Annotated in this window: 27 protein-coding genes; 11 read left to right on the top strand and 16 right to left on the bottom strand. The window is 73.4% G+C overall.

What is annotated here, in order from left to right; translation table 11 throughout:
* Positions 1-10: 10 nt before the first annotated feature.
* The 9 genes from K4G22_RS16840 to K4G22_RS16800 form a co-directional block, all read right to left on the bottom strand.
* Positions 11-226 (bottom strand): hypothetical protein, encoded by a 216-nt coding sequence (locus tag K4G22_RS16840; protein WP_228081058.1) that lies wholly within the window; start codon positions 224-226, stop codon positions 11-13.
* Between the two features lie 66 nt (positions 227-292).
* Complete coding sequence (locus K4G22_RS16835; RefSeq protein ID WP_228081056.1) at positions 293-535, bottom strand: hypothetical protein; 243 nt, start codon at positions 533-535, stop codon at positions 293-295.
* Positions 536-631: 96 nt separating this feature from the next.
* Positions 632-1429, bottom strand: coding sequence for a type III pantothenate kinase (locus K4G22_RS16830; RefSeq protein ID WP_062210539.1), 798 nt, complete (start codon positions 1427-1429; stop codon positions 632-634).
* A gap of 1 nt (position 1430) precedes the next feature.
* Positions 1431-2489, bottom strand: a complete 1059-nt coding sequence (gene nadC, locus K4G22_RS16825) for a carboxylating nicotinate-nucleotide diphosphorylase (protein WP_425336704.1) — start codon at positions 2487-2489, stop codon at positions 1431-1433.
* Between the two features lie 13 nt (positions 2490-2502).
* Positions 2503-4287 carry an L-aspartate oxidase gene (locus K4G22_RS16820; protein ID WP_228081055.1) on the bottom strand — a complete coding sequence of 595 codons (1785 nt, stop codon included), beginning with the start codon at positions 4285-4287 and terminating at the stop codon, positions 2503-2505.
* Positions 4284-5147 carry a pantoate--beta-alanine ligase gene (gene panC / locus K4G22_RS16815; protein ID WP_228081054.1) on the bottom strand — a complete coding sequence of 288 codons (864 nt, stop codon included), beginning with the start codon at positions 5145-5147 and terminating at the stop codon, positions 4284-4286. The genes K4G22_RS16820 and panC overlap by 4 nt, the downstream gene beginning before the upstream one ends.
* Entirely contained in the window at positions 5144-6103 is a 960-nt protein-coding gene (locus tag K4G22_RS16810; protein WP_228081053.1) for a Rossmann-like and DUF2520 domain-containing protein, read from the bottom strand. Before K4G22_RS16810 ends, panC begins: the two co-directional genes overlap by 4 nt.
* Positions 6104-6169: 66 nt before the next feature.
* Positions 6170-6904, bottom strand: coding sequence for a response regulator (locus K4G22_RS16805; RefSeq protein ID WP_425336703.1), 735 nt, complete (start codon positions 6902-6904; stop codon positions 6170-6172).
* A 24-nt stretch (positions 6905-6928) separates the two neighbouring features.
* Entirely contained in the window at positions 6929-8128 is a 1200-nt protein-coding gene (locus tag K4G22_RS16800; RefSeq protein ID WP_228081052.1) for a sensor histidine kinase, read from the bottom strand.
* Between the two features lie 115 nt (positions 8129-8243).
* Between K4G22_RS16800 and K4G22_RS16795 the strand changes: the two genes are divergently transcribed.
* Positions 8244-9227, top strand: a complete 984-nt coding sequence (locus K4G22_RS16795; RefSeq protein ID WP_228081051.1) for an SAM-dependent methyltransferase — start codon at positions 8244-8246, stop codon at positions 9225-9227.
* A gap of 14 nt (positions 9228-9241) precedes the next feature.
* On the opposite strand, the gene K4G22_RS16790 is transcribed toward K4G22_RS16795, so the two are convergent.
* Positions 9242-10336, bottom strand: a complete 1095-nt coding sequence (locus K4G22_RS16790) for an NADH-quinone oxidoreductase subunit D (RefSeq protein WP_228084114.1) — start codon at positions 10334-10336, stop codon at positions 9242-9244.
* Between the two features lie 231 nt (positions 10337-10567).
* On the opposite strand from K4G22_RS16790, the gene K4G22_RS16785 reads away from it, so the two are divergent.
* Both K4G22_RS16785 and K4G22_RS16780 read left to right on the top strand, forming a co-directional pair.
* Complete coding sequence (locus tag K4G22_RS16785; RefSeq protein WP_228081050.1) at positions 10568-11077, top strand: PH domain-containing protein; 510 nt, start codon at positions 10568-10570, stop codon at positions 11075-11077.
* A gap of 8 nt (positions 11078-11085) precedes the next feature.
* Positions 11086-12462: a PH domain-containing protein gene (locus K4G22_RS16780; protein ID WP_228081049.1), complete on the top strand. Its 1377-nt coding sequence runs from the start codon at positions 11086-11088 to the stop codon at positions 12460-12462.
* Positions 12463-13309: 847 nt separating this feature from the next.
* On the opposite strand, the gene K4G22_RS16775 is transcribed toward K4G22_RS16780, so the two are convergent.
* Genes K4G22_RS16775 through folP form a run of 3 tightly spaced genes read right to left on the bottom strand, consistent with a single transcriptional unit; the run spans position 13310 to position 15046 of the window.
* Complete coding sequence (locus tag K4G22_RS16775) at positions 13310-13657, bottom strand: hypothetical protein (RefSeq protein ID WP_228081048.1); 348 nt, start codon at positions 13655-13657, stop codon at positions 13310-13312.
* Between the two features lie 13 nt (positions 13658-13670).
* Entirely contained in the window at positions 13671-14174 is a 504-nt protein-coding gene (locus tag K4G22_RS16770) for a nuclear transport factor 2 family protein (RefSeq protein WP_228081047.1), read from the bottom strand.
* Positions 14171-15046: a dihydropteroate synthase gene (gene folP, locus K4G22_RS16765; RefSeq protein WP_228081046.1), complete on the bottom strand. Its 876-nt coding sequence runs from the start codon at positions 15044-15046 to the stop codon at positions 14171-14173. Before folP ends, K4G22_RS16770 begins: the two co-directional genes overlap by 4 nt.
* 269 nt (positions 15047-15315) lie before the next feature.
* Between folP and folB the strand changes: the two genes are divergently transcribed.
* From folB to K4G22_RS16750, 3 genes are read left to right on the top strand one after another with little or no spacing between them, the layout of a single operon-like run.
* Complete coding sequence (gene folB / locus K4G22_RS16760; protein ID WP_228081045.1) at positions 15316-15675, top strand: dihydroneopterin aldolase; 360 nt, start codon at positions 15316-15318, stop codon at positions 15673-15675.
* Positions 15672-16283: a 2-amino-4-hydroxy-6-hydroxymethyldihydropteridine diphosphokinase gene (gene folK / locus K4G22_RS16755; protein WP_228081044.1), complete on the top strand. Its 612-nt coding sequence runs from the start codon at positions 15672-15674 to the stop codon at positions 16281-16283. Before folB ends, folK begins: the two co-directional genes overlap by 4 nt.
* Before the next feature lie 56 nt (positions 16284-16339).
* Entirely contained in the window at positions 16340-16837 is a 498-nt protein-coding gene (locus tag K4G22_RS16750; RefSeq protein WP_228081043.1) for a DUF3180 domain-containing protein, read from the top strand.
* 12 nt (positions 16838-16849) lie between these two features.
* On the opposite strand, the gene K4G22_RS16745 is transcribed toward K4G22_RS16750, so the two are convergent.
* The gene (locus K4G22_RS16745) at positions 16850-18016 is read right to left on the bottom strand and encodes an ABC transporter ATP-binding protein (RefSeq protein ID WP_228084113.1); all 1167 of its coding nucleotides are present in this window, start codon (positions 18014-18016) and stop codon (positions 16850-16852) included.
* A 41-nt stretch (positions 18017-18057) separates the two neighbouring features.
* On the opposite strand from K4G22_RS16745, the gene K4G22_RS16740 reads away from it, so the two are divergent.
* The 4 genes from K4G22_RS16740 to K4G22_RS16725 all read left to right on the top strand — a co-directional run bounded on the left by K4G22_RS16740 (position 18058) and on the right by K4G22_RS16725 (position 21348).
* Positions 18058-18813 (top strand): ABC transporter permease, encoded by a 756-nt coding sequence (locus K4G22_RS16740; protein ID WP_228081042.1) that lies wholly within the window; start codon positions 18058-18060, stop codon positions 18811-18813.
* 16 nt (positions 18814-18829) lie between these two features.
* Positions 18830-19573 (top strand): ABC transporter permease, encoded by a 744-nt coding sequence (locus tag K4G22_RS16735; RefSeq protein WP_228081041.1) that lies wholly within the window; start codon positions 18830-18832, stop codon positions 19571-19573.
* Complete coding sequence (locus K4G22_RS16730; protein ID WP_425336702.1) at positions 19570-20559, top strand: ABC transporter substrate-binding protein; 990 nt, start codon at positions 19570-19572, stop codon at positions 20557-20559. The genes K4G22_RS16735 and K4G22_RS16730 overlap by 4 nt, the downstream gene beginning before the upstream one ends.
* A 159-nt stretch (positions 20560-20718) precedes the next feature.
* Positions 20719-21348 (top strand): hypothetical protein, encoded by a 630-nt coding sequence (locus tag K4G22_RS16725; protein ID WP_228081040.1) that lies wholly within the window; start codon positions 20719-20721, stop codon positions 21346-21348.
* A gap of 286 nt (positions 21349-21634) precedes the next feature.
* On the opposite strand, the gene K4G22_RS16720 is transcribed toward K4G22_RS16725, so the two are convergent.
* Both K4G22_RS16720 and K4G22_RS16715 read right to left on the bottom strand, forming a co-directional pair.
* The gene (locus tag K4G22_RS16720; protein ID WP_228081039.1) at positions 21635-22096 is read right to left on the bottom strand and encodes an NUDIX hydrolase; all 462 of its coding nucleotides are present in this window, start codon (positions 22094-22096) and stop codon (positions 21635-21637) included.
* 27 nt (positions 22097-22123) lie between these two features.
* Positions 22124-22477, bottom strand: a complete 354-nt coding sequence (locus K4G22_RS16715; RefSeq protein ID WP_483414805.1) for a DUF7848 domain-containing protein — start codon at positions 22475-22477, stop codon at positions 22124-22126.
* A gap of 48 nt (positions 22478-22525) precedes the next feature.
* Between K4G22_RS16715 and K4G22_RS16710 the strand changes: the two genes are divergently transcribed.
* Positions 22526-23548: a Scr1 family TA system antitoxin-like transcriptional regulator gene (locus K4G22_RS16710; RefSeq protein WP_228081037.1), complete on the top strand. Its 1023-nt coding sequence runs from the start codon at positions 22526-22528 to the stop codon at positions 23546-23548.
* The last annotated feature ends 360 nt before the right edge of the window (positions 23549-23908 follow it).

The raw sequence follows: 23908 nt of genomic DNA, 5'->3' as shown, positions 1-23908 counted from the left end.
GCCTGTCGGATCAGCCCTCGGCGGAGTCCCTGCGGGCGGTGGAATCATCGGCGCCGGACGTCGAGTTCGCGGCGGTCGCCGAGTTGACGGAGGCCAGCGCCGCGTCCACGGCGGCGTCCTCCTTGTACTTGTTGGCGCCGCCCTGGCTTCTGATGATGGTGACGATCAGATAGACGAAAGCCACGGCCATCACCGTGGGAGCGAAGAGCGCGGCGATGTGGTCCACGGGAATCGGCCTCCTTGGAGCTGCTCGGGTGAGTCAGCCTACCGACCACCGCGCGCCGCTCTCTCGTCACTCCTCCCCTTCGCCCCCCGAGGTCCGCTCCGCGGCCTCCGCGTCGCCCCCGCCCTCCGCCTCGTCCCGCTGGGGAGAACCCCCGTCCGTGGGGGGCGGCGCCGGGCGCTTGCGGCGTGGCGGGAAGACGTCCGCCGGAGTCGGCACCGGGCGCTGGGCCTGCGAACGACGCGACCGCTGCTCACCGTTGTCGTCCCCGTCGCCGCCCGGGGTCGGGGAAGAAGCCTGAGACGTAGCCATAAACCGACTTTAAGTACTAAACAGACAATCTTGGCTAATTGGCGTTCGGCGGCGTGTTCCCCCGTTCCCCCGTGTGCCCCCCTTCGGGGGCGCGGCTCAGAGCCGGGAGACGTTGCGCTCGTAGACCATGCGGAGGCCGATCAGGGTGAGCCAGGGCTCGTGCTCGTCGATCACCGTGGACTCGCGCAGCACCAGCGGGGCCACCCCGCCGGTGGCGATCACCGTCACATCGTCGGGATCGTCGGCCAGCTCCCTGGACATGCGTTCCACCATGCCGTCGACCTGGCCGGCGAAGCCGTAGAGGATGCCGGACTGCATGGACTCCACGGTGTTCTTGCCGATCACATGCCGGGGCCTGGCCAGCTCGACCTTGTGCAGCTGGGCGCCGCGCAGGCCCAGCGCCTCCACGGAGATCTCGATGCCGGGCGCGATGGCGCCGCCGGCGTACTCGCCGCGCGCCGAGACCGCGTCATAGGTGGTCGCGGTGCCGAAGTCGACCACGATGCACGGGCCCCCGTACAGCTCGACCGCCGCCACCGCGTTGATGATCCGGTCGGCGCCGACCTCCTTGGGGTTGTCGGTGAGGATCGGCACCCCCGTCTTCACGCCCGGCTCGACCAGCACGGCGGGGATGTCGCCGTAGTAGCGCCTGGTGACCTCGCGCAGCTCGTGGAGGACGGATGGCACCGTGGAGCAGATGGCGATGCCGTCGATGCCGTCGCCCAGCTCCTCGCCGAGCAGCGGGTGCATCCCCATCAGGCCCTGGAGCAGCACCGCGAGCTCGTCGGCTGTGCGGCGGGCGTCCGTGGAGATGCGCCAGTGCTCGACGATCTCCTCGCCGTCGAAGAGGCCGAGGACCGTGTGGGTGTTGCCGACGTCGATGGTGAGCAGCATGTCAGTTGCGCCCCTCGGAGCGGAGGTCGAGACCGATGTCCAGAATCGGCGCCGAATGGGTGAGCGCGCCCACCGCGAGGTAGTTCACCCCGGTGGCCGCGTACGCGGCGGCCACGTCCAGGCTGAGCCGTCCTGAGGACTCCAGCTCGGCCCGGCCGGCGACCAGGGCCACCGCCTCGGCCGTCTCCTCGGGGCTGAGGTTGTCCAGCAGCAGCAGATCGGCGCCCTCGGCGAGGACCGGCTCGATCTGGTCCAGGCGGTCCACCTCGACCTCGACCGGCACCCCGGGGAACTCGTCCCGCACCCGGCGGAACGCCTCGGCGACGCCGCCGGCGGCGATGACGTGGTTGTCCTTGATCAACGCGGCGTCGGAGAGCGACATCCGGTGGTTGACGCCGCCGCCGCAGCGCACCGCGTACTTCTCCAGCATCCGCAGCCCGGCCGTCGTCTTGCGGGTGTCGCGCACCCGGGTCGGGGTGCCGGCCAGGACGTCGGCCCAGGCCCTGGTGGCGGTGGCGATGCCGGAGAGCCGGCAGAGCAGGTTGAGCGCCGACCGTTCGCCCGTCAGCAGATCCCGGGTGCGGGTGGTGACGGAGAGCAGCACCTGTCCTGCCTCGACCCGGTCGCCGTCGGCGACATGCCGCTCCACCTCGAACTCGTCGGCGCACACCACGGAGAGCACCGCCTCGGCGATGTGCAGACCGGCGACCGTGCCGGCCTGCCGGGCGGTGAAGTCCCCGGTGGCGACGGCGGACTCGGGGATGGTGGCGACGGTGGTCAGGTCGACCCCGCCGTCCAGGTCCTCCTCGACCGCCAGGTGGGCGACGTCCTCCACCCGGATCGGGTCGAGCCCCGCCGCGTCGAGCAGCGCGGCGAGGTCCGGGTCGAGGCCGCACTCCAGGGGGTCCAGCGGGTCGAGACCCTCGGCGTCGTGCCCGGCGCCGCAGCCGCAGCCCGAGCCACAGCCGCCGACCGGCTCGTCCGCCTCCGGACGGCTGCCGATGGGCAGCAGGTTCAGCTCTACCTGCGGGGGGCCGGATGGACGGGGGCTGCTGGTCACGACTGAGGCTCTCCTAGGGGACGACCGGGCCGTCAGGGAACCCGGTCGTGTCGGTGGTGTGGACGGCGAGGACGGGGCCCGCGGCGCCGGTGCGCAGTGCGGCGACCAGATGGCGTCGCCCGACCGCGTCGTTCCGCTCGGGGTGGTCCTCGCGCCAGTGGCAGCCGCGCGTCTCCGCGCGGCGCTGGGCCGCGCTGACCAGAACCCGGGCGACCAGATGCAGGTTAGCCGTCTCCCAGGTGTCGGCGCCCGGCTCCGCCGGCTTCCGGTCATCATCTTCCGCCAGGGCGTCCAGCGCCCCGGCGGCCTCGGCGAGGCTGTCGGCCGAGCGCAGCACGCCGGCGCCCGAGGTCATCGCGCGCTGGATGGCGAGCCGCGCCTCGGGCGGCAGCAGCCCGACGCCGGGCAGCGGGCGCGGGACGGCGGGCGCCCCGGGGCCGGCCCCGGGGCCCTCGGGTGTCGCGAGCACGGCCGGCACGGGGCGTTCGGCGGTGTGTTCGGCGGTGCTTTCAGCGGCGCGCCCGGCGATGTGTTCGGCGATGCGTTCAGCGATGCGTTCAGCGAAGACAAGGCCCTCCAACAGCGAGTTGGAGGCCAGCCGGTTGGCGCCGTGCACCCCCGTGCAGGCGGTCTCGCCGCAGGCGTAGAGCCCCGGCACGGTGCTCCGCCCCGCGAGGTCGGTGCGCACCCCGCCCGAGGCGTAGTGGGCAGCGGGGGAGACGGGGATCGGCTCCGTCACCGGGTCGATGCCGTGCGAGCGGCAGGCGGCCAGGATGGTGGGGAACCTGCGCTCCCACATGGCCGCGCCGAAGTGCCGGGCGTCCAGATACATGTGGTCGGTGCCCTGCTCACGCATGCGGCGGGTGATCGCCTTGGCCACGATGTCGCGGGGCGCCAGCTCGGCCAGCTCGTGCTGGCCGGCCATGAAGCGCTCGCCGGCCGCGTCCACCAGATGGGCGCCCTCGCCCCGCACCGCCTCGGAGATCAGCGGCTGCTGCCCCTCGGCGCCTGGGCCGAGATAGAGCACCGTCGGGTGGAACTGGACGAACTCCAGATCGGAGACCTCGGCGCCGGCGCGCAGCGCCAGGGCGACGCCGTCCCCGGTGGAGACGGCCGGGTTGGTGGTCGCCGAGAAGATCTGCCCCATCCCGCCGGTGGCCAGCACCACGGCGTCCGCGCGCACGGCGCCGACCCCGTCGTGCCGGCCCTCGCCCATCACATGGAGCGTGACGCCGGCGGCGCGTCCGGTGGCGTCCTTCAGCAGGTCGAGCGCCAGGGCGTTCTGCACCGTCTCGATGCCGGCCGCGCGCACGGCGGCGAGCAGGGCGCGGGAGATCTCGGCGCCTGTGGCGTCGCCGCCGGCGTGCGCGATCCGCCGCCGGTGGTGGCCGCCCTCGCGGGTCAGCGCGAGGGCGCCGTCCGCCTCGGTGTCGAAGGTGGCGCCGAGCGCGATCAGCCGCCGGACCGCGTCCGGGCCCTCGGTGACGAGGGCGCGGACGGCGCGCTCGTCGCAGAGCCCGGCGCCGGCGACGAGGGTGTCGGCCAGATGCTGCTCGGGGGTGTCGCCCTCGCCGAGCGCGGCGGCGATGCCGCCCTGCGCCCAGCGGGTCGAGCCGTCGTCGAGGCGGGCCTTGGTGACGATCACGGTGCGCAGGCCGGCGGCGGCGCAGCGCAGCGCGGCGGTGAGCCCCGCGACGCCGGAGCCGACCACCACCACATCCGCCTCGATGGCCCAGCCGGGCGCCGGGGCCGGCAGCGGCCCGGCTATGGCGGGCGGCAGCGCCTGCTCCTCGCTCATGCCCGGCCGTCCAGGGTCAGTGTGACGTTGTCGATCAGCCGGGTGTCGCCGACCCGGGCGGCGACGGCGAGCAGCGCCTCGCCGGTGTGCTCGTCGCGCACCTCGTCGAGAGTGGCCGGATCGAGCAGTGCCAGATAGTCGAGGGCGAGCGGGGGGTCGCCGCCGGCCGCCTCGTCCAGGACGGCGCGCGCCGCCGCGCGCGCCCCTGGCGCGTCGGGCCGCTCGGCGGCGGCGAACAGCGCCCGGGAGATGGCCAGCGCCGAGACGCGCTCGGCCGGGGAGAGATAGCGGTTGCGGCTGGAACGGGCCAGGCCGTCCGGGTCGCGGAGCGTCGGGACGGGGACGATCCGCACGGGGAAGTTCAGATCGCGCACCATCCGCCGCACCAGGGCCAGCTGCTGCGCGTCCTTCGCGCCGAAGGTGGCGTAGTCGGCGCGGGTGAGGTGGAGGAGCTTGGCGACCACGGTGAGCATGCCGTCGAAGTGGCCGGGCCGGGAGGCGCCTTCGAGGCGCTCGCCCAGCGGGCCGGCCGCCAGGGTGACGGACGGTCGGCCATCCGGGTACATCTCGGCGTCGGTGGGGGCGAACACCAGATCGGCGCCGGCGGCGGCGGCGACCTCGACGTCGGCGTCGAGGGTGCGCGGATAGCGCTCGAAGTCCTCGCCGGCACCGAACTGGAGCGGGTTCACATAGACCGTGACGACGACCTGCCCGCCGGGGCCGACGCGTTCCCTGGCGGCCCTGATGTTGGCCGCGTGCCCCTCGTGCAGGGCGCCGAGCGTCATCACCACGGCGCGCTCGGCCCCGCGCGTGTAGTGGGCGTACAGCTCCTCGGCGCGACGCGCCACGGTCAGGGTCATCCCTCAGCTCCGTCCGAACCGTTTGACGCGGTGCCGCCGGCCGCACCGCCGGCGGCCAGCACGCCCAGCAGCGCCTCGGCCAGCTCGGGCTTGAGCAGCCCGTGGTCTAGGGCGCGGTCGGCCGTGGTGCGGGCCAGCGCCAGATAGCTGGCCAGGGTGTCGGGCGCGTGCGCGCGCAGCTCGGCCAGATGCGCCGCGACCGTGCCGGCGTCGCCCCTGGCCACCGGCCCTGTGAGCGCGGCGTCGCCGGAGCGCAGCGCGTTGTCGAGGGCGGCGCCCAGCAGCGGCCCCAGCATCCGGTCGGGCGCGGCGACGCCGGCGCCGCGCAGCACCTGGAGGGACTGCGCGACCAGCGTGACCAGGTAGTTGGCGCCCATGGCCAGCGCCGCGTGGTACAGCGGGCGGTCGGACTCCTCGATCCACTCCGGCTCGCCGCCCATCTCGATCACCAACGCCTCGGCGGCCATGCGCAGTTCGGCCGGCGCCGTGACGCCGAACGAGCAGCCGGCCAGCCGCTGCACATCGACGGGGGAGCCGGTGAACGTCAGCACCGGGTGCAGGGCCAGCGGCAGCGCGCCGGCGCGCAGCGCGGGGTCGAGGACGCGGGTGCCGTAGCGGCCCGAGGTGTGCACCAGCAGCTGGCCAGGGCGGATGGCGCCCGTCCCGGCAAGCCCTGCGACCAGCGTGGGCAGCGCGTCGTCCGGCACGGTCAGCAGCACCAGATCGGACGCGGCCAGCACCTCGTCCGGCGGCAGCAGCGGCACCCCGGGCAGCAGCGCCTCGGCGCGGCGCCGCGAGCTGTCCGAGACGCCGGAGGCGGCCACCGGCTGGTGCCCGGCCAGCCGCAGCGCGGCGGCCAGCACCGGGCCGACCCGGCCGGCGCCGACCACGCCGACGCGCAGCCGCGCGGGACGGTCGTGCGCCTCGACGTTGCGGGGCGCTGAGGCGGCGTTCACCGTTGCGTTCTCTTCCTTTTCGGGCGTTCCGGTCCGACCGACCCGGTACCGGACGTCCCCCTCATGCTACGGCGCCCGCCTGCCGCCGCCCGAGCCGTGCTGCCCGCTGGCCCGCACCAGGCCGCTCTCGTAGGCGAGGACCACGGCCTGCACCCGGTCCCGCAGCCGCAACTTGGCCAGAACCCGGCCCACATGGGTCTTGACGGTGGCCTCGGAGACGAAGAGCCGCGCGGCGATCTCCGCGTTGGAGAGGCCCTGCGCGATCAGCAGCAGCACCTCCCGCTCCCGGTCGGTGAGCAGGCCGAGTTCGGGGCGGTCGCGGGCCTCGGGGCCCGGCATCAGGCTGGCGAACCGGTCGAGCAGGCGACGCGTCGTGGAGGGCGCCACCACCGCGTCCCCGCTGTGCACGGAGCGGATCGCGGCCAGCAGCTCGTCCGGCGGGACGTCCTTCAGGAGGAACCCGGAGGCGCCGGACTGGAGCCCGGAGAAGGCGTACTCGTCGAGGTCGAAGGTGGTGAGGATGAGCACCCGCGGGCCGCCGACGCCGCCGGCCCCGCCCTGGCAGATCCGCCTGGTGGCCTCCACGCCGTCCATCCGGGGCATCCGCACGTCCATCAGCACCACGTCGATCTCGGTGGTCGCGAGCCGCTCAAGCGCCTCGACGCCGTCGCCCGCCTCGGCGGCGACGGTGATGTCGGGCTGCGCGCTCAGCACCATCTTGAAGCCGGTGCGCAGCAGGGCCTGGTCGTCGACGAGCATCACGCGGATCGGCGTCATCTGGCTCTCCCCCTCGGTGGTCATGGCGTAACGAGCGCGTCGCGGCGCTCAGTCGCCGCCGGACAGCGGCAGGGTGGCGCTGATACGGAAGCCGCCGCCGGGGCGGGGGCCGGCGACCAGCAGGCCGTTGACCATACCGACCCGCTCCCGCATCCCGATCAGGCCATGGCCCTGGCCGTCCGCGCCGCGCCCCTCGTAGAGCTCCTGCTGGGCGCCGCGGCCGTCGTCCTCGGCGAGCACCGTGAGCGCCTCGCCGCCGTACTCAAGGGTGACCATGGCGCCGGCGTCGGGGCCGCCGTGCTTGCGGGTGTTGGTGAGCGCCTCCTGCACGATGCGGTAGGCCGTCAGCTCGACGCCGCTCGGCAGCGGCCTGGGCGTGCCGGCTATCCGGAACTCGACCGGCAGCCCGGTGTCCCGCACCTGGTCGACCAGGTCGGCGAGCTGCTCCACGCCCGGCTGGGGAACGTAGTCCTGGGCGCTGACCTGGCTCTCCTCGGTGCGCAGCACGCCCAGCAGCCGACGCATCTCGGTGAGCGCCTGCCGGCCGGTGCCCGAGATGGTCTTGAGCGCGTTCAACGTCTGCTCGGGCGCGCTGTTCAGCACATAGGCCGCGCCGTCGGCCTGGACCACCATCACGGAGACGTTGTGCGCCACCACGTCGTGCAACTCCCGCGCGATCCTGGCACGTTCGGCGGCGACGGCCATCCGCGCCTGGGTCTCCCGCTCCAGTTCAAGCCGGGCCGCGCGCTCCTCCAGCTCCGCGTAGTACGCGCGCCGGGTGCGCAGCGAGTCGCCCAGCACCCAGGCCAGGCAGAAGGCGACGGCGAGGAAGATGGCGGAGATCACCCGGCTGGGCAGCGACTCCTCCTCGGACGTGGGCCACCGCATCGCGCTCAGGGCCGGCGCGGCGACCGACATCACCAGCCCCATCCGGGACGGCCAGCGCTCCGGCCGGGCGGCCACCGTGAAGGTGATCACCAACAGCGCGAAGTCGGCCGGGATGGGGTGGACGTCGGCCCAGAACTGGAAGAGGCCCGTGACGATGGCGAGGCCGAGCATATGGGCCGGCCAGCGGCGGCGGAGCATGATCACGACGCCGAGCAGGACGGTGGCGATCAGGCCACCCTCCTCGGGCCCCTCGTAGCTCACCTCGGCGACGACGAGGATGGAGCTGATCACCAGCACAAACGCCCAGCAGCCGTCGACCCAGGTGGGGTGACGGCGGAGAAAGTCATAGAGCCGGTTCACTTCACCCAGAGTAGCCACTACATCGGGCCGGGGAGTCAGCCCGACGACCGATACATGAAGGGCTCAACTACTCCTCAAGGTGGACGAGGCCCGATCACGACGACAGGAGACTTCCATGGGGACGGAGCCCGCGTTCCTCGGCTGGCGTGCGGCGATGGAGCGCGCGCTCTACGGGCCCGGAGGCTTCTACCTCCGCGAACGCCCGGGGGCGCACTTCCGTACCTCGGTGCACGCCTCGCCGCTCTTCGCCGACGCGGTGGCACGGCTGCTGCGCCGGGTTGACGAGGCGCTGGGCCAGCCCGCCGAGCTGGCGCTGGTCGATCTGGGCGCCGGCCGGGGCGAGTTGCTGACCGGGGTGCTCGCCAGCGCCCCGCCAGGACTGGCCGACCGGCTGCGCCCGTGCGCGGTGGAACGGGCGCCCCGGCCGGCCGGTCTCGACCCCAGGATCGCGTGGCTGGCGGAACCGCCGACCGAAACGGTCGGGCTGCTGTTCGCCAACGAGTGGCTCGACAACGTGCCGTTGGACGTGGTGGAGACCGACGAACGCGGGGTGGCCCGCCTGGTCGAGGTGGCGCCGGACGGAACGGAACGGCTGGGCGGGCCGGTCGAGGGGGCGGACGCCGCGTGGCTGGCGCGCTGGTGGCCACCGACCGGTCGTCCGGGCGAGCGGGCGGAGATCGGCCGCCCTCGGGACCTGGCCTGGGCCGCGGCGGTCGCCGGCGTCTCCCGTGGCCTCGCGGTGGCCGTCGACTACGCCCATCTCCGCGCCCGGCGCCCGGCCTCGGGCACCCTCACCGGCTACCGCGACGGCCGGGTCGTACCCCCCGTGCCGGACGGGTCGATGGATCTCACCGCCCATGTGGCGTGGGACGCCTGCGCCGGGCCCGGGTCCCACACGCCGACCCAGCGGGCGGCGTTGCGCGCGCTGGGCGTGCGCGGCGCGCGCCCGCCGTTGGCGCTGGCGAGCAGCGATCCCGCCGGCTATCTGCGCGCCCTGCGGGACGCGGGCGAGGCGGCCGAACTCACCGACCCCGAGGGGCTCGGCGGCTTCCGCTGGCTGCTGCGTCCGGTCGGCGTGGACCTGCCCCTGGCCGTCTGAGCCCCGGGGCACGGCTACTTGTCGATATCGCCGACGACGAAGAAGAAGGAGCCGAGGATGGCCACCATGTCGGCGACCAGGGTGCCGGGCAGCAGCTCGCTCAGCGCCTGGATGTTGTTGAACGAGGCCGAGCGCAACTTCAGCCGGTGCGGCGTCTTCTCGCCCTTGGAGACCAGGTAGTAGCCGTTGACGCCCAGCGGGTTCTCCGTCCAGGCGTAGGTGGCGCCCTCCGGCGCCTTCAACACCTTGGGCAGGCGCTGGTTGACGGGCCCGGGCGGCAGTTCGGCCAGCCGGTCGAGGCAGACCTCCGCCAGTTCCAGGGAGTTGCGCGTCTGGTCCAGCAGCACCTCGAAGCGGGCCAGGCAGTCGCCCTCCCGCCGGGTGACCACCCGCAGCGTGTCGGCCAACTCGCCGTAGGCGAGGTAGGGCTCGTCGCGGCGCAGGTCGAAGTCGACGCCGCTGGCCCTGGCGATCGGCCCCGACACCCCGTACGCGTGTGCCACCTCGGGCCGCAGCACCCCGACGCCCCGGGTGCGGGCCCGGAACACCTCGTTGCCCAGCACCAGTTCGTCCAGCCGGGTCAGCCCCGCCCGCACCGCGCGCACCGCCTCGCGGGTGCGTCCCTGCCAGCCGGCCGGCAGCTCGTCCTTGAGGCCGCCGACGCGGTTGAACATGTAGTGCATCCGGCCGCCCGAGACCTCCTCCATCACTCGCTGGATGCTCTCCCGCTCGGTGAACGAGTAGAAGATCGGGGTCAGTCCGCCCAGCTCAAGCGGGTAGGAGCCGAGGAACATCAGGTGGTTGAGCACCCGGTTCAACTCGGCCAGCAGGGTGCGCAGCCAGACGGCGCGTTCGGGCACCTCCATGCCCAGCATCCGCTCGACGGCCAGCACCACGCCGAGTTCGTTGGCGAAGGCGGAGAGCCAGTCGTGCCGGTTGGCCAACACGACGATCTGCCGGTAGTCGCGGACCTCGAAGAGCTTCTCCGCGCCCCGGTGCATATAGCCGACGATCGGCTCCGCCCGCGAGATCCGCTCGCCGTCCAACACCAGCCGCAGCCGCAACACACCGTGCGTCGAAGGGTGTTGGGGGCCGATGTTGAGCACCATGTCGGTGCTCTCGGCCGCCCCGCCGATGCCGACCGTGGTGTCCGTTCCGCCCGTGGTGTCCGTGCTGTCCGGAGGAGCCGTGTCAGCCGTGTGAGCCGTGTCAGCCATGCCGGTCAGTCTGTCACCTCGGCCGCGCCGCCGTCTCGACCCAGGGCCCGTCCGTCACCGTCCGTGACCGGGGCGGTCCGCGATCCCCGGCCGGGTTCCGGCCGGGCGTTCTAAGCTTCGGGTATGGACACGGTTGCGCACGGGCCCGGGCCGGACGGGCGGTCCGACGCGGCCGACCGCTGGCGCCCCATCGAGCCGGGGGTGCTGTCGCTGCGGCGGCTGCTGCTGGCCTGCTGGCTGGGGCCGCTGACGGTGGCCGCCGTGCTGCTGCCCACGCTGCTCGGCGCGCCCCTCTGGGCGCTGCTCGCCGTGCCGCCGCTGGCCGGCACCTGCTGGGGCTGGTGGGCACTGGGCCGCAACTGGCGCTCCTGGCGCTATCTGGAGCGGGACGACGACCTGTTGATCGACCGGGGGGTGCTCTGGCGCCAGCTGACGGTGGTGCCCTACGGCCGGATGCAGCTGGTCGAGGTCACCTCGGGGCCGCTCGAACGGAAGTTCGGCCTCGCGCGGCTGCAACTGCACACCGCCGCCGCGGCCACCGACGCCACCATCCCCGGGCTCGCCCCGGCCGAGGCGGAACGGCTCCGCGACCGCCTGACCGAACTGGGCGAAGCCCGCTCGGCCGGACTGTGACGGCCGGGATGAGCGACGAGCGGGAACGCGGCGGCGAGCCGGCGACGGAGATCCCCACGGAGATCCCCACCGGACAGGGCAAGCGGCTCCATCCGCTCACCCCCTGGCGCCGGGCCTGGGCGCCCGTGGCCGGGCTGTGCGCGGTGGCCCTCCAGAACGCCTCCGAGGTGCGCGACCAGGCCCAGGGCGACGGCCTCGGCTGGCTGCTGCTGGGCGTCGCGGTGCTGGTGCTGGGCGCCACCGCCTACGGCTACCTCTCCTGGCGGGTCACCCGCTATCTGGTCACCGACACCGAACTCCGCATCCGCACCGGGCTGTTGTTCCGCCGCACCGCCCACCTGCGGCTGGACCGCATCCAGGCCATCGACATCTCCCGACCGCTGCTGGCGAGGGCGTTCGGCGTCGCCAAGCTGAAGATGGACGTGGTCGGCTCGGGATCGGCCGACGAACTGGCCTTCCTCGACGACGGCGAGGCGGCCGACCTGCGTGCCGAACTGCTCGCCCGAGCGGCCGGGATCGCCCCCGAGGCCGCCCCCGGCGCCGGCGAGGCCCCGGCCCACCAACTCCACCAGGTCGACGCGCGGATGCTCGGCTGGTCGCTGGCGCTGCTGGGCAGCGGCTGGGGCGCGCTGCTGGCCGCCGCCGTCATCACGCCACTGATCTGGCTGGCCACCTCCAGCGTCTTCCCCGCCCTCGCGGTGCTGGTCCCGCTGCTGGCCGCGATCTGGCGCGGCTCGCTCGGCGCCTTCCTCACCCAGTACGGCTGGACGGTGAGCGAGTCGCCCGACGGGCTGCGCCTCGACCACGGGCTGCTCCAACGCGACCACGCGACGGTCCCGCCGGGGCGGGTACAGGCGGTACGGATCGTCGAACCGCTGCTGTGGCGGCCCAGGGGCTGGCTGCGGGTGGAGCTCGACGTGGCCGGCGAGGGCAACGAACGCGGGCTGCTGCTCCCCGTCGCCACCCGCGCCACGGCCATCGAACTCCTCGGCCGCATCCTGCCCGACGTGCGCCTCGACGAGACCCTCGCCCAGGTCACCACGGCGCCGCGGCGCGCCCGTTGGGCGGTGCCGGTATGGCGGGTCGGCTACGGCCACGGCGTGACGGACGCCGTCTTCGTCGCCCGCGCGGGGCGGCTGCGCCGCGTCCACACGCTGGTGCCCCACGCCAAGGTGCAGAGCGTCCGGCTCACCCAGGGGCCCTGGGAACAGCGCCTCGGCCTGGCCTCCATCCACGTCGACCAGGGCGCGAACGGCACGGCGACCGCGCGGCTCCAGGACGCGGCCTACGCGGCCGACGAAGTCGCCGCACAGGCCGACCGCTCCCGCCTCAGCCGCCGCACCGCCACCCCCGACCGCTGGCTCACCCCCCACCCCAACCACTGACGGCCTGCGGCCGGCAAGGCCGGGGGCCCGCGCGGGCGGAGGGGGCGCCACCGCCGGCGGCCGGCGGCCGGCGAAGCCGAACGCCGCGCGGCGGGAGGAACACCACCGCTGACGGCCGACGGTCGGGGGCGCGGGTGGGGCCGACCCGGCGGCGGAGGGGGGCACCACCACCGCTGCCGGCCTGCCGCCGGCACAGCCGGTGGCCCGCGCAGCGGCCGAGGGGAACGCCAGCGCCGGTGGCCAGCGGCCGGCAAAGCCGGAGGCCCTCGGCGGAGGGGCGCGCCACCACTGACGGCCGGCCGCCGGCACAGTCAGCGGCCCGCGCAGCGGAGGGGGGACACCACCACTGACCGGCCAGCGGCCGAGAACGCCGGGGCCCTGGCGGAGGGGGACACCACCGCCTGCGGCCGGCGAAGGCGGGGCCGACCCGGCGGCGGCCTGCCGCAGGCAAAGCCGAACGCCCCCCGGCGGAGAGGGGCACCACCGGCCGCCTGCCGCCGCTGGTGGCCGGCAAGGCCGGGGGCCGGCAAAGCCAGCGGCCGGCGCGGCGGCGGAGGGGCGCGCCACCATCGGCGGCCAGCGGTCGGCGAAGCCGGAAGCCGACCCCGGGGACACACCACCGCCGGCGGCCGGCGGCCGGCGCGGGTGGGGACCCGGCGGTGGCCTGCCGCCGGCGAAGTCGAACGCCCGCCGGCGGAGAGGGGCACCACCGCCGGCCGCCTGCCGCCGTGGGTGGCCGGCAAGGCCGGGGGCCGGCGAGGCCAGGGGCCGCACCACTGCCGCCGTGGGTGGCCGGCAAGGCCGGGGGCCGCACCACTGCCGCCGTGGGTGGCCGGCGAGGCCGGGGTCAGGTGGTGGGGTCGCCCGGGAGGGCGATGAGGTGGAGTAGGGCCTGGGCGGCTGTTCTGACGTGGGTCATGTCGCCGGGCAGGACCAGGGTGGGGCGGGCGCCCCAGCCGGGGGAGACGTTGTACCTGGTGCCGTTGACCGTCAGCGAGACCGTCTGGCCCCGGGTCATCCGCACCGGCCTGCCGGTGATCGTCGCCAGTGGCGCGCTGTCGATGAGCCGGCGGTCGCTGCCGAGGAGGGTCAGCACCCCTCGGTCCACGATGACGAACCCGTGCTGGGCGAGGGGCCGCAGCCCCCTGCCTATCTGCACCTCGTCGAAGACGTACTCCGGTCGGCCGTCGGTCATCGGCGTTCTCCTGTCAGCCGATGACGTCGTCCGGCAGCCCGTCGCCGTCGGCGTCGTCCGCCTCGTCGTCGGCGTCGTCGGCGTCCTCGTCGTCCCGGTCGATCAGCACCGGCGAGCCGTGGTGGGACCAGACGCGCCAGCCGCCGTCGTCCGCTCTGCGGAACACGTTGGTGGCCACGACCAGGCCGCCGACCAGCGGCCCCGTGGAGCCGTCCTCCTCGGACGGGCCGCCGCTGAGGATGTTCTCCGTGCAGGTCACCAGCGCGGTGTCGCCCAGTACGGAGACCTCGACATCGGTCAGGAAGAACTGGATGTACTCGGTGTTGGCCATGATCAGCGCATAGGACCGCAGCACCTCGTCCCGTCCGTTGATCACCGGCCAGCCGGGGTGGACCACGCTGATGTCGTCGGTCAACCACCGTTCCGTCAGGGCGTCCAGATCGCCCTGCTCGATCGCGTCGTACAGCGCCGTGTTGGCCGCCTCCACCGCCTCGATGTCGGTGTGCGCTCCCGTCATGCCGCTCCCTCCCCGCTCTTCGCCTCCGCGACGGCCCGGGCCACCCGGACCGCGTCCGCGCTGGCCCGAGCCTCGTGTACCCGCACAGCCCACGCCCCAGCCGTGGCCGACAGCGCGGAGATCGCCGCGGTGGCCGCGTCCCGTTCCCTGGCCGGTGGCGGGGTGCCGTCGGGGCCGGCCAGCACCCGGCCGAGGAACCGCTTCCGGGAGGCCGCGACCAGCAGCGGCAGGCCCAACTCGGCGCGCAGCGTGCCGATCCCGGCCATCAGCGCCAGATCCTGCGCGGCGTTCTTGGCGAAGCCGAGGCCCGGATCGACCACCAGCCGGTCCTCGGCGATGCCGCCGGCCACGGCAGCCGCGACGCTCTCCCGCAGTTCGGCGATCACCTCGCGGACCACGTCCCCGTAGACCGCCCGGTCGTTCATGTCCACGCTCTGGCCGCGCCAGTGCATCACCACGAACGGCACCCCGGCGTCGGCGACCAGCGGCACCATCGCGGCGTCCGCCCGGCCGCCGCTGACGTCGTTGACGAGGCGGGCGCCGGCCTCGACGGCGCGTTCGGCGACCGAGGCGCGCATGGTGTCGACGCTGATCAGCGCCCCCCGGTCGGCCAGCTCGCGCACCACGGGGACGACGCGGCGCAGCTCCTCGGCCTCGTCCACCCGGGTGGCGCCCGGGCGCGTTGACTCGCCGCCGACATCCACCAGATCGGCCCCGTCGGCCAGCAGGTCGAGGCCGCGTTTCACGGCGTCCCCGGTGTCGAACCACCGTCCTCCGTCGGAGAAGGAGTCCGGTGTGACATTGACCACCCCCATCACCGCGCAGCGGTCCCAGCGGGGCAGACCTGTCACCTGGCCGTGCGAGATGCTCATGCGACCAGGGTAGGCGCTGGTCGCGTGGCCATCCGGCGGTCGGCGGGAACGGCCTCGGGAGGCGTTCCCACCGGCCCCGAGGGGAACAGGAGGGGGTGGCTGCGACGCTGACCCCGGTGCTGTGACCGAGCGTCCGAAGGTCGCAGGTAGATTCGAACACCTCAAACAAGCCAGAGACCGGGCGAACCAGCCAGGTACGAGGACGCCGTGCCGGGTACGAGCGACACCGAAGCACGACCACGCACCAGACGGCAGGGAGCGAGAGAACCATGGACCGCATCGCGCTGCGCGGCCTGCGCGCCACCGGCTTTCACGGGGTGCTCCCCCGGGAGCGCGCCGAGGGGCAGACGTTCGTCGTGGACGTGGAGCTGGGCCTGGACACCGGCCCGGCGGCCCGGCACGACGATCTCGCGCGCACCGTGGACTACGGGGTGGTGGCCGAGCAGATCACCGCCCTGGTCGCGGGCGAGCCCTGCGATCTGGTGGAGACACTGGCCCAGCGGATCGCCGACCAGTGCCTGACCCACCAGGCCGTGGCCGAGACGACCGTCACCGTGCACAAGCCGCAGGCCCCGATCACCGTGCCCTTCGACGACGTGACCATCACCATCAAACGGAGCCGAGCATGACCCCCAGCAACGCCGCCTCCTCCCCCGACCCGACCGTTCAACCCGTGCCGGCCTCCGTGGTCAGGCAGGTGGACGCGGCCGACACCACGCTGCACAACCCGAAACGTGCCGTGCTGTCCATCGGCGGCAACGTGGGCAACCGGCTGGAGAACCTCCAGGGCGCGGTGGACGCGTTGGAGGACACCCCCGGGGTCCGCGTCAAGGCGGTGTCCCGGGTCTACGAGACCAAACCGGTGGGGGTCGAACAGGACGACCAGCCCGACTACTTCAACGCCGTGGTGCTGGTGAAGACCACGCTGCCGCCTGGCTCGCTGCTGGAGCGGGCGCAGGCGATCGAGGAGGCGTTCGAACGGGTGCGGGACGTCCGCTGGGGACCGCGCACCCTGGACGTGGACATCGTCTCCTACCAGGGCGTCACCTCGGCCGATCCGGCGCTCACCCTGCCGCATCCCCGGGCACACGAGCGGGCGTTCGTCCTGGTGCCATGGCACGATGTCGAGCCGGGGGCCGAAGTACCGGGGCACGGGCCGCTGGACGGGCTGCTCGCCTCGGTCGCCGAGCAGGGGGTGACGCTCCGCTCGGATCTGGAGCTCGTGCTCCCCGACTGACCGGTGCTGGCACGGCCGGGGGCGGCAAGGAGACGACACAAGGGGCGCGTGGAGCGGTGAACGAACTGCGGATCGGGACGCTGGTAGGGCTGTTCGCCGCGGCCTTCGGGCTGGCCTGGGCGGCGGCGGGGCTCTGGGAGTCCTGGGACAACACGCTGCCGGCCGTGCCGCTGTTCGCCCCCGTGATCCTGGCGTTGATCGCCGCGGCGCTGCTGGCCACCGCGCTCTCGCTGCGCTCCCGGCTGCGCGCGCAGCGGGAACGGCGCCCGGACGCCCGCCCGCTCGACCGGCTCAGCGCCGCGCGGGCGGTGGTCTTCGGGCAGGCGAGCGCCCTGGTGTCGGCGCTGGTCGCCGGCGGCTACGGCGGCTTCGGTCTCTTCCTGCTGCTGGAGCGGATGGACGTGCCCGCCCGCAGGGACCAGGCGCTCTACGCGGGCCTGGCCGTCGTGGCCGGGATCGCCGTGGTGGCCGTCGCGCTCTATCTGGAACGGGTCTGCCGTCTCCCGGACGGCGACGACGAGAACGGCCGCGGCCCGATGGGCTCCCCCGTCTGACGGCGCTGGCGTTCAGACCCCGCTGACCGTCTCAAGGCGCACCTCGGCGCGTTCCACGGAGCGGACGTCGGCGTCGATGGAGCGGCGCAGCGCCTCGTGCAGGGTGGCCGGGGTGAGCACGCCGAGGAAGCGGTCCTCCTCGTCGAGCACCGCTATCCAGCCGGCGTCGTACTGGAGCATGGTGCTGAACGCCGCCTTGAGCGAGGCGCCGAGCGGCAGCCAGGCCTCCATCCGGCGGGCGTGGTCGGCGACCGTGCCGGTGATCTCCCGGCCCACTCGCTCCTCGGCCGGCACCCAGCCGTGCAGTTGGTCCTGCTCGTCCAGCACCACGGCCCAGCGCACCCCCTCGGCGCGCATCCGCGCCAGCGCGCCCTTCATCGGGTCGGCGAGGTGCACCACGGGGGGGTTCTCCAGGTCGGCGCGTTCCACCGGCGTCACGGAGAGCCGCTTGAGGCCCCGGTCGCTGCCCACGAAGGACGCCACATAGTCGGTCGCCGGGGCGCCGAGGACGGCGGCCGGGGTGTCGTACTGCTCGATGCGGCCCTGGCCGAACACCGCGATGCGGTCGCCGAGTCGGACCGCCTCCTCGATGTCGTGGGTGACGAACAACACGGTCTTGCGGACCTCGCGCTGGAGCCGCAGGAACTCGTTCTGGAGGCGCTCGCGGACCACCGGGTCGACGGCCCCGAAGGGCTCGTCCATCAGCAGCACCGGGGGGTCGGCGGCCAGCGCCCTGGCCACGCCGACCCGCTGCCGCTGGCCGCCGGAGAGCTGGTCGGGGTAGCGGTCGCCGTAGACGGCGGGGTCGAGGCCGACGAGTTCGAGCAGCTCGGCCGCGCGCCGCCTGGCCTCCCGGCGTCGGCCGCCGAGCAGCACGGGGACCGTCGCCGTGTTGTCCAACACGGTGCGGTGCGGGAAGAGGCCGACCTGCTGGATCACATAGCCGATCCGGCGGCGCAGCCTCACCGGGTCCACCTCGGCGATGTCGTCGCCGGCCAGCAGGATCCGGCCCGACGTCGGCTCCTCAAGTCGGTTGACCAGCTTCATCGTGGTGGTCTTCCCACACCCCGAGGGCCCGACCAGGGTCACCAGCTCCCCCTCGGCCACCTCCAGGTCGAGATCGTCCACCGCCACCGTGCCGTTGGGGTAGCGCTTGGAGACGTGCTCGAACCGCAGCATGTTCATGATTCTGTCAGATTAACCGTCTAGGGTTCTTGAACATGAGTGCGGCAAGCGCCCAGAGCTGTCTGGCGGCGAACGACTGGATCTGCGGAGAGTATCTGCGCAGCCGCAGTCAGGAACTGACCGACGCCACGGTGGAACATGTGCTGATCACGGCCACCTCGATCGGCATCGCGGTGCTGATCGCGTTCCCCCTGGCGCTGCTCGCCCGCCGCTGGCGACTGGCATCGGCCGGCATCCTCAGCCTCACCACCGCGCTCTACACCGTCCCCACGCTGGCCATGTACGCGCTGCTGCTGCCGTTCTTCGGCATCTCCGTCTCGCTGGTCATCTGCGGCCTGGTGCTCTACTCGCTGACCATCCTGGTCCGCAACATCCTCACAGGGCTCCGCTCGGTGCCGGTCGAGGCCAGGGAGGCCGCCATCGGCCTCGGCTACGGCCGCACCCGGCTGCTCTTCACCGTCGAGCTGCCGCTGGCGCTGCCCGCGCTGATGGCCGGGCTGCGCATCGCCACCGTCTCCGCCGTCTCGCTGACCACGGTCGGCGCCATCGTCGACAACGGCGGCCTGGGCAACCTCATCTACGCGGCGATGGACAGCTACTTCAAGGCGCAGGTGCTCACCGCGTCCGTGCTCTGTGTGCTGCTCGCCATCACCGCCGACCTGCTGCTCCTCGGCCTGCAACGGCTGCTGACGCCCTGGACCAGGGCCGCCGCCGGCGGCCGGCGCGCCCGCCGCGCCGCGGGCGCACCGGTCCGCGACGCCGTGCTCGACGACGCGCGCGCGACGGTCTGAGGAAGGTGACCCGACCATGAACGCGATCCTCGACGCCTGGACCTGGCTGACCACCGCCGACCACTGGACCGGCCGCGGCGGCGTCTGGCAACGTCTCGGCGAGCACCTCGAACTCACCGGCCTCTGCCTGCTGCTCTCCGCCATGCTCGCCCTGCCACTGGCCTTCTGGCTGGGGCACGGCGGCGGCCGGCGCTACGGCGGCGCGCTGGCCATCAACATCTCCAACGCGGGCCGGGCCGTCCCCACCTTCGCCGTGCTGGTGCTGCTGACCATCAGCCCGGTCGGCGAACACGGCGAACTGCCCACCATCATCGCCCTGGTGCTCTTCGGGGTGCCGCCGCTGCTGACCAACGCCTATGTCGGGATCGCCGAGGCCGACCGCGACGTCGTCGAGGCCGCCAGGGGCATGGGCATGTCGCCGACGCAACTGCTGCTGCGGGTCGAACTCCCGCTGGCGTTCCCCCTGTTGATGACCGGGGTGCGCACCGCCGCCGTCCAGCTGGTGGCCACCGCCTCGCTGGCCGCGCTGGCCGCCGGCGGCGGCCTCGGCCGCGTCATCACCGCCGGCTTCGACACCAACAACACCGCGCAGGTCTTCGCCGGCGCGGTGCTCGTCGCCGGCCTCGCGCTGCTGGTCGAGGGCTTCCTCGCGCTGGTGCAGCGCCTCATCGACCCACATCGCCGTCCTCGCGACGGCCACGCCGAAACCGCCACCGGGCGGTCGGTGTCGACCACCCCCGAGATGGAGACAACCACGTGACCGCCAGACCAACCCCCCGCGCGGCCCGCCGCACCCGACTCGCCCTGGCCGGGATCACCGCCCTCACCCTGGCTCTCACCGCCTGTGGCGGCGACAGCCTGGAGGAGGAGAACGGCTCGGGCGGCGGAGGCGACGGAGGCGGTGACAAGGGCTCGCTGACGGTGGGCGGCGCCAACTTCACCGAGGCCACCATCATGGCCGAGCTGTACGCCGGCGTCCTGGAGGAGGCCGGCTACTCCGTCAACATCACCACCGTCGAGGGCCGCGAGCTGTACGAGCCCGAACTCGCGGGCGGCGGCATCGACGTCGTTCCCGAGTACGCCGCCACCATGGCCGAGTACCTCAACACCTCGGAGAACGGCCCCGACGCCGAACCCGTCGCCTCCCCCGACGTGGACGACACCGTCGCCGCGCTCCGCGAGCTGGCCGAGCCAAGGGGCCTGACCGTGCTCGACGCCGGCGACGCCGTCAACCAGAACGCGTTCGCCGTCACCGAGGAGTTCGCCGCCGACAACGGGCTGACCACCCTCACCGATCTGGGTGAACTCGGGGAGCCGGTGCGACTCGCCGCCGGCGAGGACTGCCCCGGCCGCCCGTTCTGCCAGCCGGGCCTGGAGAACACCTACGGCATCGACGTCGCGGAGATCGTCCCGCTCGGCGTCGGCACCGTCCAGGCCAAGCAGGCCGTCCAGCGCGGCGACGCCGAACTGGCGCTCGTCAGCACCACCGACGCGGTCCTTGAGGACTTCGGCCTGGTCACCCTGGAGGACGACCAGAACCTCCAGCAGGCCGACAACCTGCTGCCCGTCCTCAACACCGAGGGCGCCGGCAGCGACCCCGACGTCGCCGAGGCCCTCGACGCGCTCACCGCGACGCTCACCACGGAGCACCTCAAGGAGCTGAACCGCGCCGTGGACTCCGAGCGCCGCAAGGCCGAGGACGTCGCCCACGAGTACCTGGTCGAGCAGGGACTCGTCAGCGAGTGAACGCATATCCGCGCGCCGGCCGACCGGGCGTACGAACCCCCACGCGCGGCACATAACCACCAGGGCACAACCCGCCGGACGCCCTCCCGCGTGGCCGGGGCACCACGGTAGGTTTCGCCCATGGCACGTGGACGTCACCGTAGCTCGGCACTACACAGGGTGCTGCTTCCGGCCTCGCTGGCCGGCCTGGCGCTGCTGGCCGCCGGCGCGGCCTGGCTGGTGGGTGACGAGGAAGCGACACTGTTGCGCTCCCTGACCGCCGTCGCCGCGCTGGCCGCCGTGATCGCGGCGGTCCAGCTGCGGCGCTGGGACCTGGCGGCCGGCCGCACCGTCGCCAGGGAACGCGCCGGCCGCGCCGGCCTCAGCTGGAAGGCCGACGAGCGCCAGGCCGAGCTGGAAGAGGCCCAGGAGCTGGTCACCACCCTGGAGGCCAAGGTCACCGACAAGCGCTCCGAGCTGGGCCGGCTCCGCTCGGAGCACGCGGCCCTGCTGCGCCGCTACGCCACGGCGGAGAGCGAACGCGCCAACGCGCTCGAAGGACGACGGCAGTTGGCGCTGGAGGCGGCCGAGCCGGCCAAGGCGCTGTCCGCCGGCGCGACCGACCACCGCACGGCGGGCGGCGCCCCCACCCCGCTCACCTACCGCCAGGCGAACGAGGCCCTCAGCCAACTCTCCCGCCACGTCGCCCGCCAACGCGAGGCCGCCCGCCCCCAACCCCCGGCCCCCACCCCCATGGGCGGCCCCCCACCCCAACGCACCGCCGGCTTCGACTTCTTCGGCGCCCACTGACGCCTCCGGCCTGGCGGCCCCTCCGCCCGGTGGCCGGCGCACAGGACGGACTGAAAGGGGCCCTGGAGCCAGCCCAAAACCCGACCCGGACCGCGCGGCAGCGCGAAAACGCCCAGCGCGGGAGCCGCACGCGCCAGCGCAAAGCACCCCCCGGCGGGGCACCGCACATCGACGGCAGCCCTCCCATTCCCGAACAGGCCACGTCGGTCCGGCCGCGCGCCAGCGCGAAAACGCCACCGGCGCCCGGCCGCCGAGTTGGCGGCGACCGGGCGGGTGTGGGTCCCGCTCAGCGGAAGGCGGCCTCGGGGCGGTCGCCGTCGACGAGGAGGGGGAGAGCGCGGCGGCGTCCGGCGGCGATGATGGCGTACTGGTAGAGGCCCGGGGGCTCGTGCAGTTCCCGCAACGGCACCCAGCCGACGTGGGCGTTGGGCTTCATCGACGGCACCTCGGGCAGCTCTTCGCCGTCCAGGACGTAGGTCACCCCGTTGGGCAGGCCCTGGTTGTCGGTGGTGAGGGTGAAGGCGAGGACCTCGGTGAGGGCGCGGTCGTAGCCGGTGGTCTCCCGCAGGGTCTTGCGCGCGGTGAGGATGGGGCAGTGCCCGGGGAGCACGGTGCCGTGTGGCAGGACCCAGCCCTCGTCGCCCGGGGTCTTCTCCCCGCGCACCATCAGCGCGTGGTTGCCGCCGGTCGTGGCCAGGATGTGGAAGGTGACGGGCAGTCCGCTCGGTCCCGGAAGGGGCAGGGACATCGGTGAGTCTCCTCGGATCGTCAGCTGTCAGTGGGTGAGGGCGGGCAACAGCCCGGCGGCGGCGGTCAGCAGGCACATCGCGCCGACGAACGCCGGCCCGGCCGTCCGGTCCAGGAACGCCCCGACCGGACTCGCCCGCCCCCGCACGCCGTTCTCCTCGGGGCGGCGCTCGACCCGCCAGTGCCGCTCCGTCCTGGCCAGGTACCGGGTGTGCGTCGGCTCCTGCTGCGCGTGCTGCAACGCCCAGACCGCGACGGGCAACGCGTCGTCGTCGAAGAGCGGCGAGAGCTGCCCACAGCTGAAGCACTCCGCCCCATAGATCGCCTCCGGCGCACCCACCCCCCGCTCCTCACACAGCACCCGGTCCGCACCCCGGACGATCGAGACCGGCTCAACCGCCTCGCTCCCGCCCGGCGACGGGAGATCGTCATGGCTGCCAGCAGCCCCACCGCCCGCCGTCGCCGGCTGGGTTCCGAACTACGGAATCTTCGCCGTAACGCGGGGAAGTCGTTGGACGATGCCGCCGAGGTGCTGGACTGCCACCGGAGCCGGGTGAGCCGGATCGAGACAGGTCATCTCCCCGTGAAGCGGCGGGATCTGGAAGACCTCTTCAACCTGTACTCGGTGACCGACACGCAGATCCGGGAAACTCTCCAGGCCATGGCGCGGCAGCTCAACCAGCCCAACTGGTGGGCGGAGTACGGCCTCGACCCCACCTACGAGAACCTGCTGGGCCTGGAGTCCGAGTCCAACTACATCAGATCGTTCCAGTCCATCCTGATTCCCGGACTTCTCCAGACGAACGAGTACACCAGGGCCGTCATCCGCGCCAACCCGGCGCTGGTCACCGACGAGGCCGTCGAGAAGCTGCTTCAGGTGCGCACCGAGCGGAAGTTGATCCTCACTCGGGACGAGGAACCGATCCGCTTCTGGGCCATCATCGGCGAGGCGGCCCTACGGACCCCGGTGGGCGGCGCCGAAGTGATGCGGGCGCAGGTCGACCAGCTGCTGTCGATGACGGAGCGGCCGAACATCACCGTCCAGGTGCTCCCCTACCAGGCGGGGGCGCACGCCGGGCTCTCGGGCCCGTTCATCATTTTCCAGTTCCCTCTGCCTGGCGAAAGAGCCCGCGATCGAGGAGTACACCCTTGTCTTCGACAATCTGCGATCGTCGGCGTTGAATCCCGGCGATTCCTACGAACTCATCAACGACATCAGGAAGACGCTGTGACCATAGAGAGAGTCGAACCATTGAGCAGCACCGCAGGCGTCCAGTGGATCAAGTCATCCCGAAGCGGCAGCACCAACAACTGCGTTGAGGTCGCCGCGCTGGCGAAGAGGACGCACGGCGTCCGCGACTCCAAGCGCACGGACGGCCCGATCCTGACCTTCGGATCGGCGTCCTGGCAGGCGTTCCTCACGGACGTCGGCGACAACGACACCCCCCGCTAAACCACGAACCCACCCCACACCACGACGGCACCACACCACCCTCCGGGTCCGCCCGGAGGGACGCCGGCTCCCCGTGCCTGGTCCGTCCTGCCCACGCGCAACCGAGCAGATCGGACACACCCTCGTTCGCATGGGCCGCGTCGGACAAGACCCAACGCCCCGCCACGACACCAGCCAGCGAGCACTCTGGGCTACCCTCGCGTCCAAGCTCTCATAATCGACCTGCCAGCATTTCAGGTGTGCCTCCTGTGCCGAAGCCAGGCCGGCTCCATCAGCCCAAGACTCCACGGGCCGCTCCCGCGCCTCCTGCGGAACGCCCCTTCCATCTTTCTGACCTGCGACGTTGCACTACCGCCAGAG

Origin of the sequence: Streptomyces profundus (assembly GCF_020740535.1) — a bacterium.
GTDB lineage: Bacteria > Actinomycetota > Actinomycetes > Streptomycetales > Streptomycetaceae > Streptomyces > Streptomyces profundus.
The sequence above is the reverse complement of the archived record's forward strand: the minus strand, read 5'-3'. Positions and strand labels throughout refer to the sequence as shown.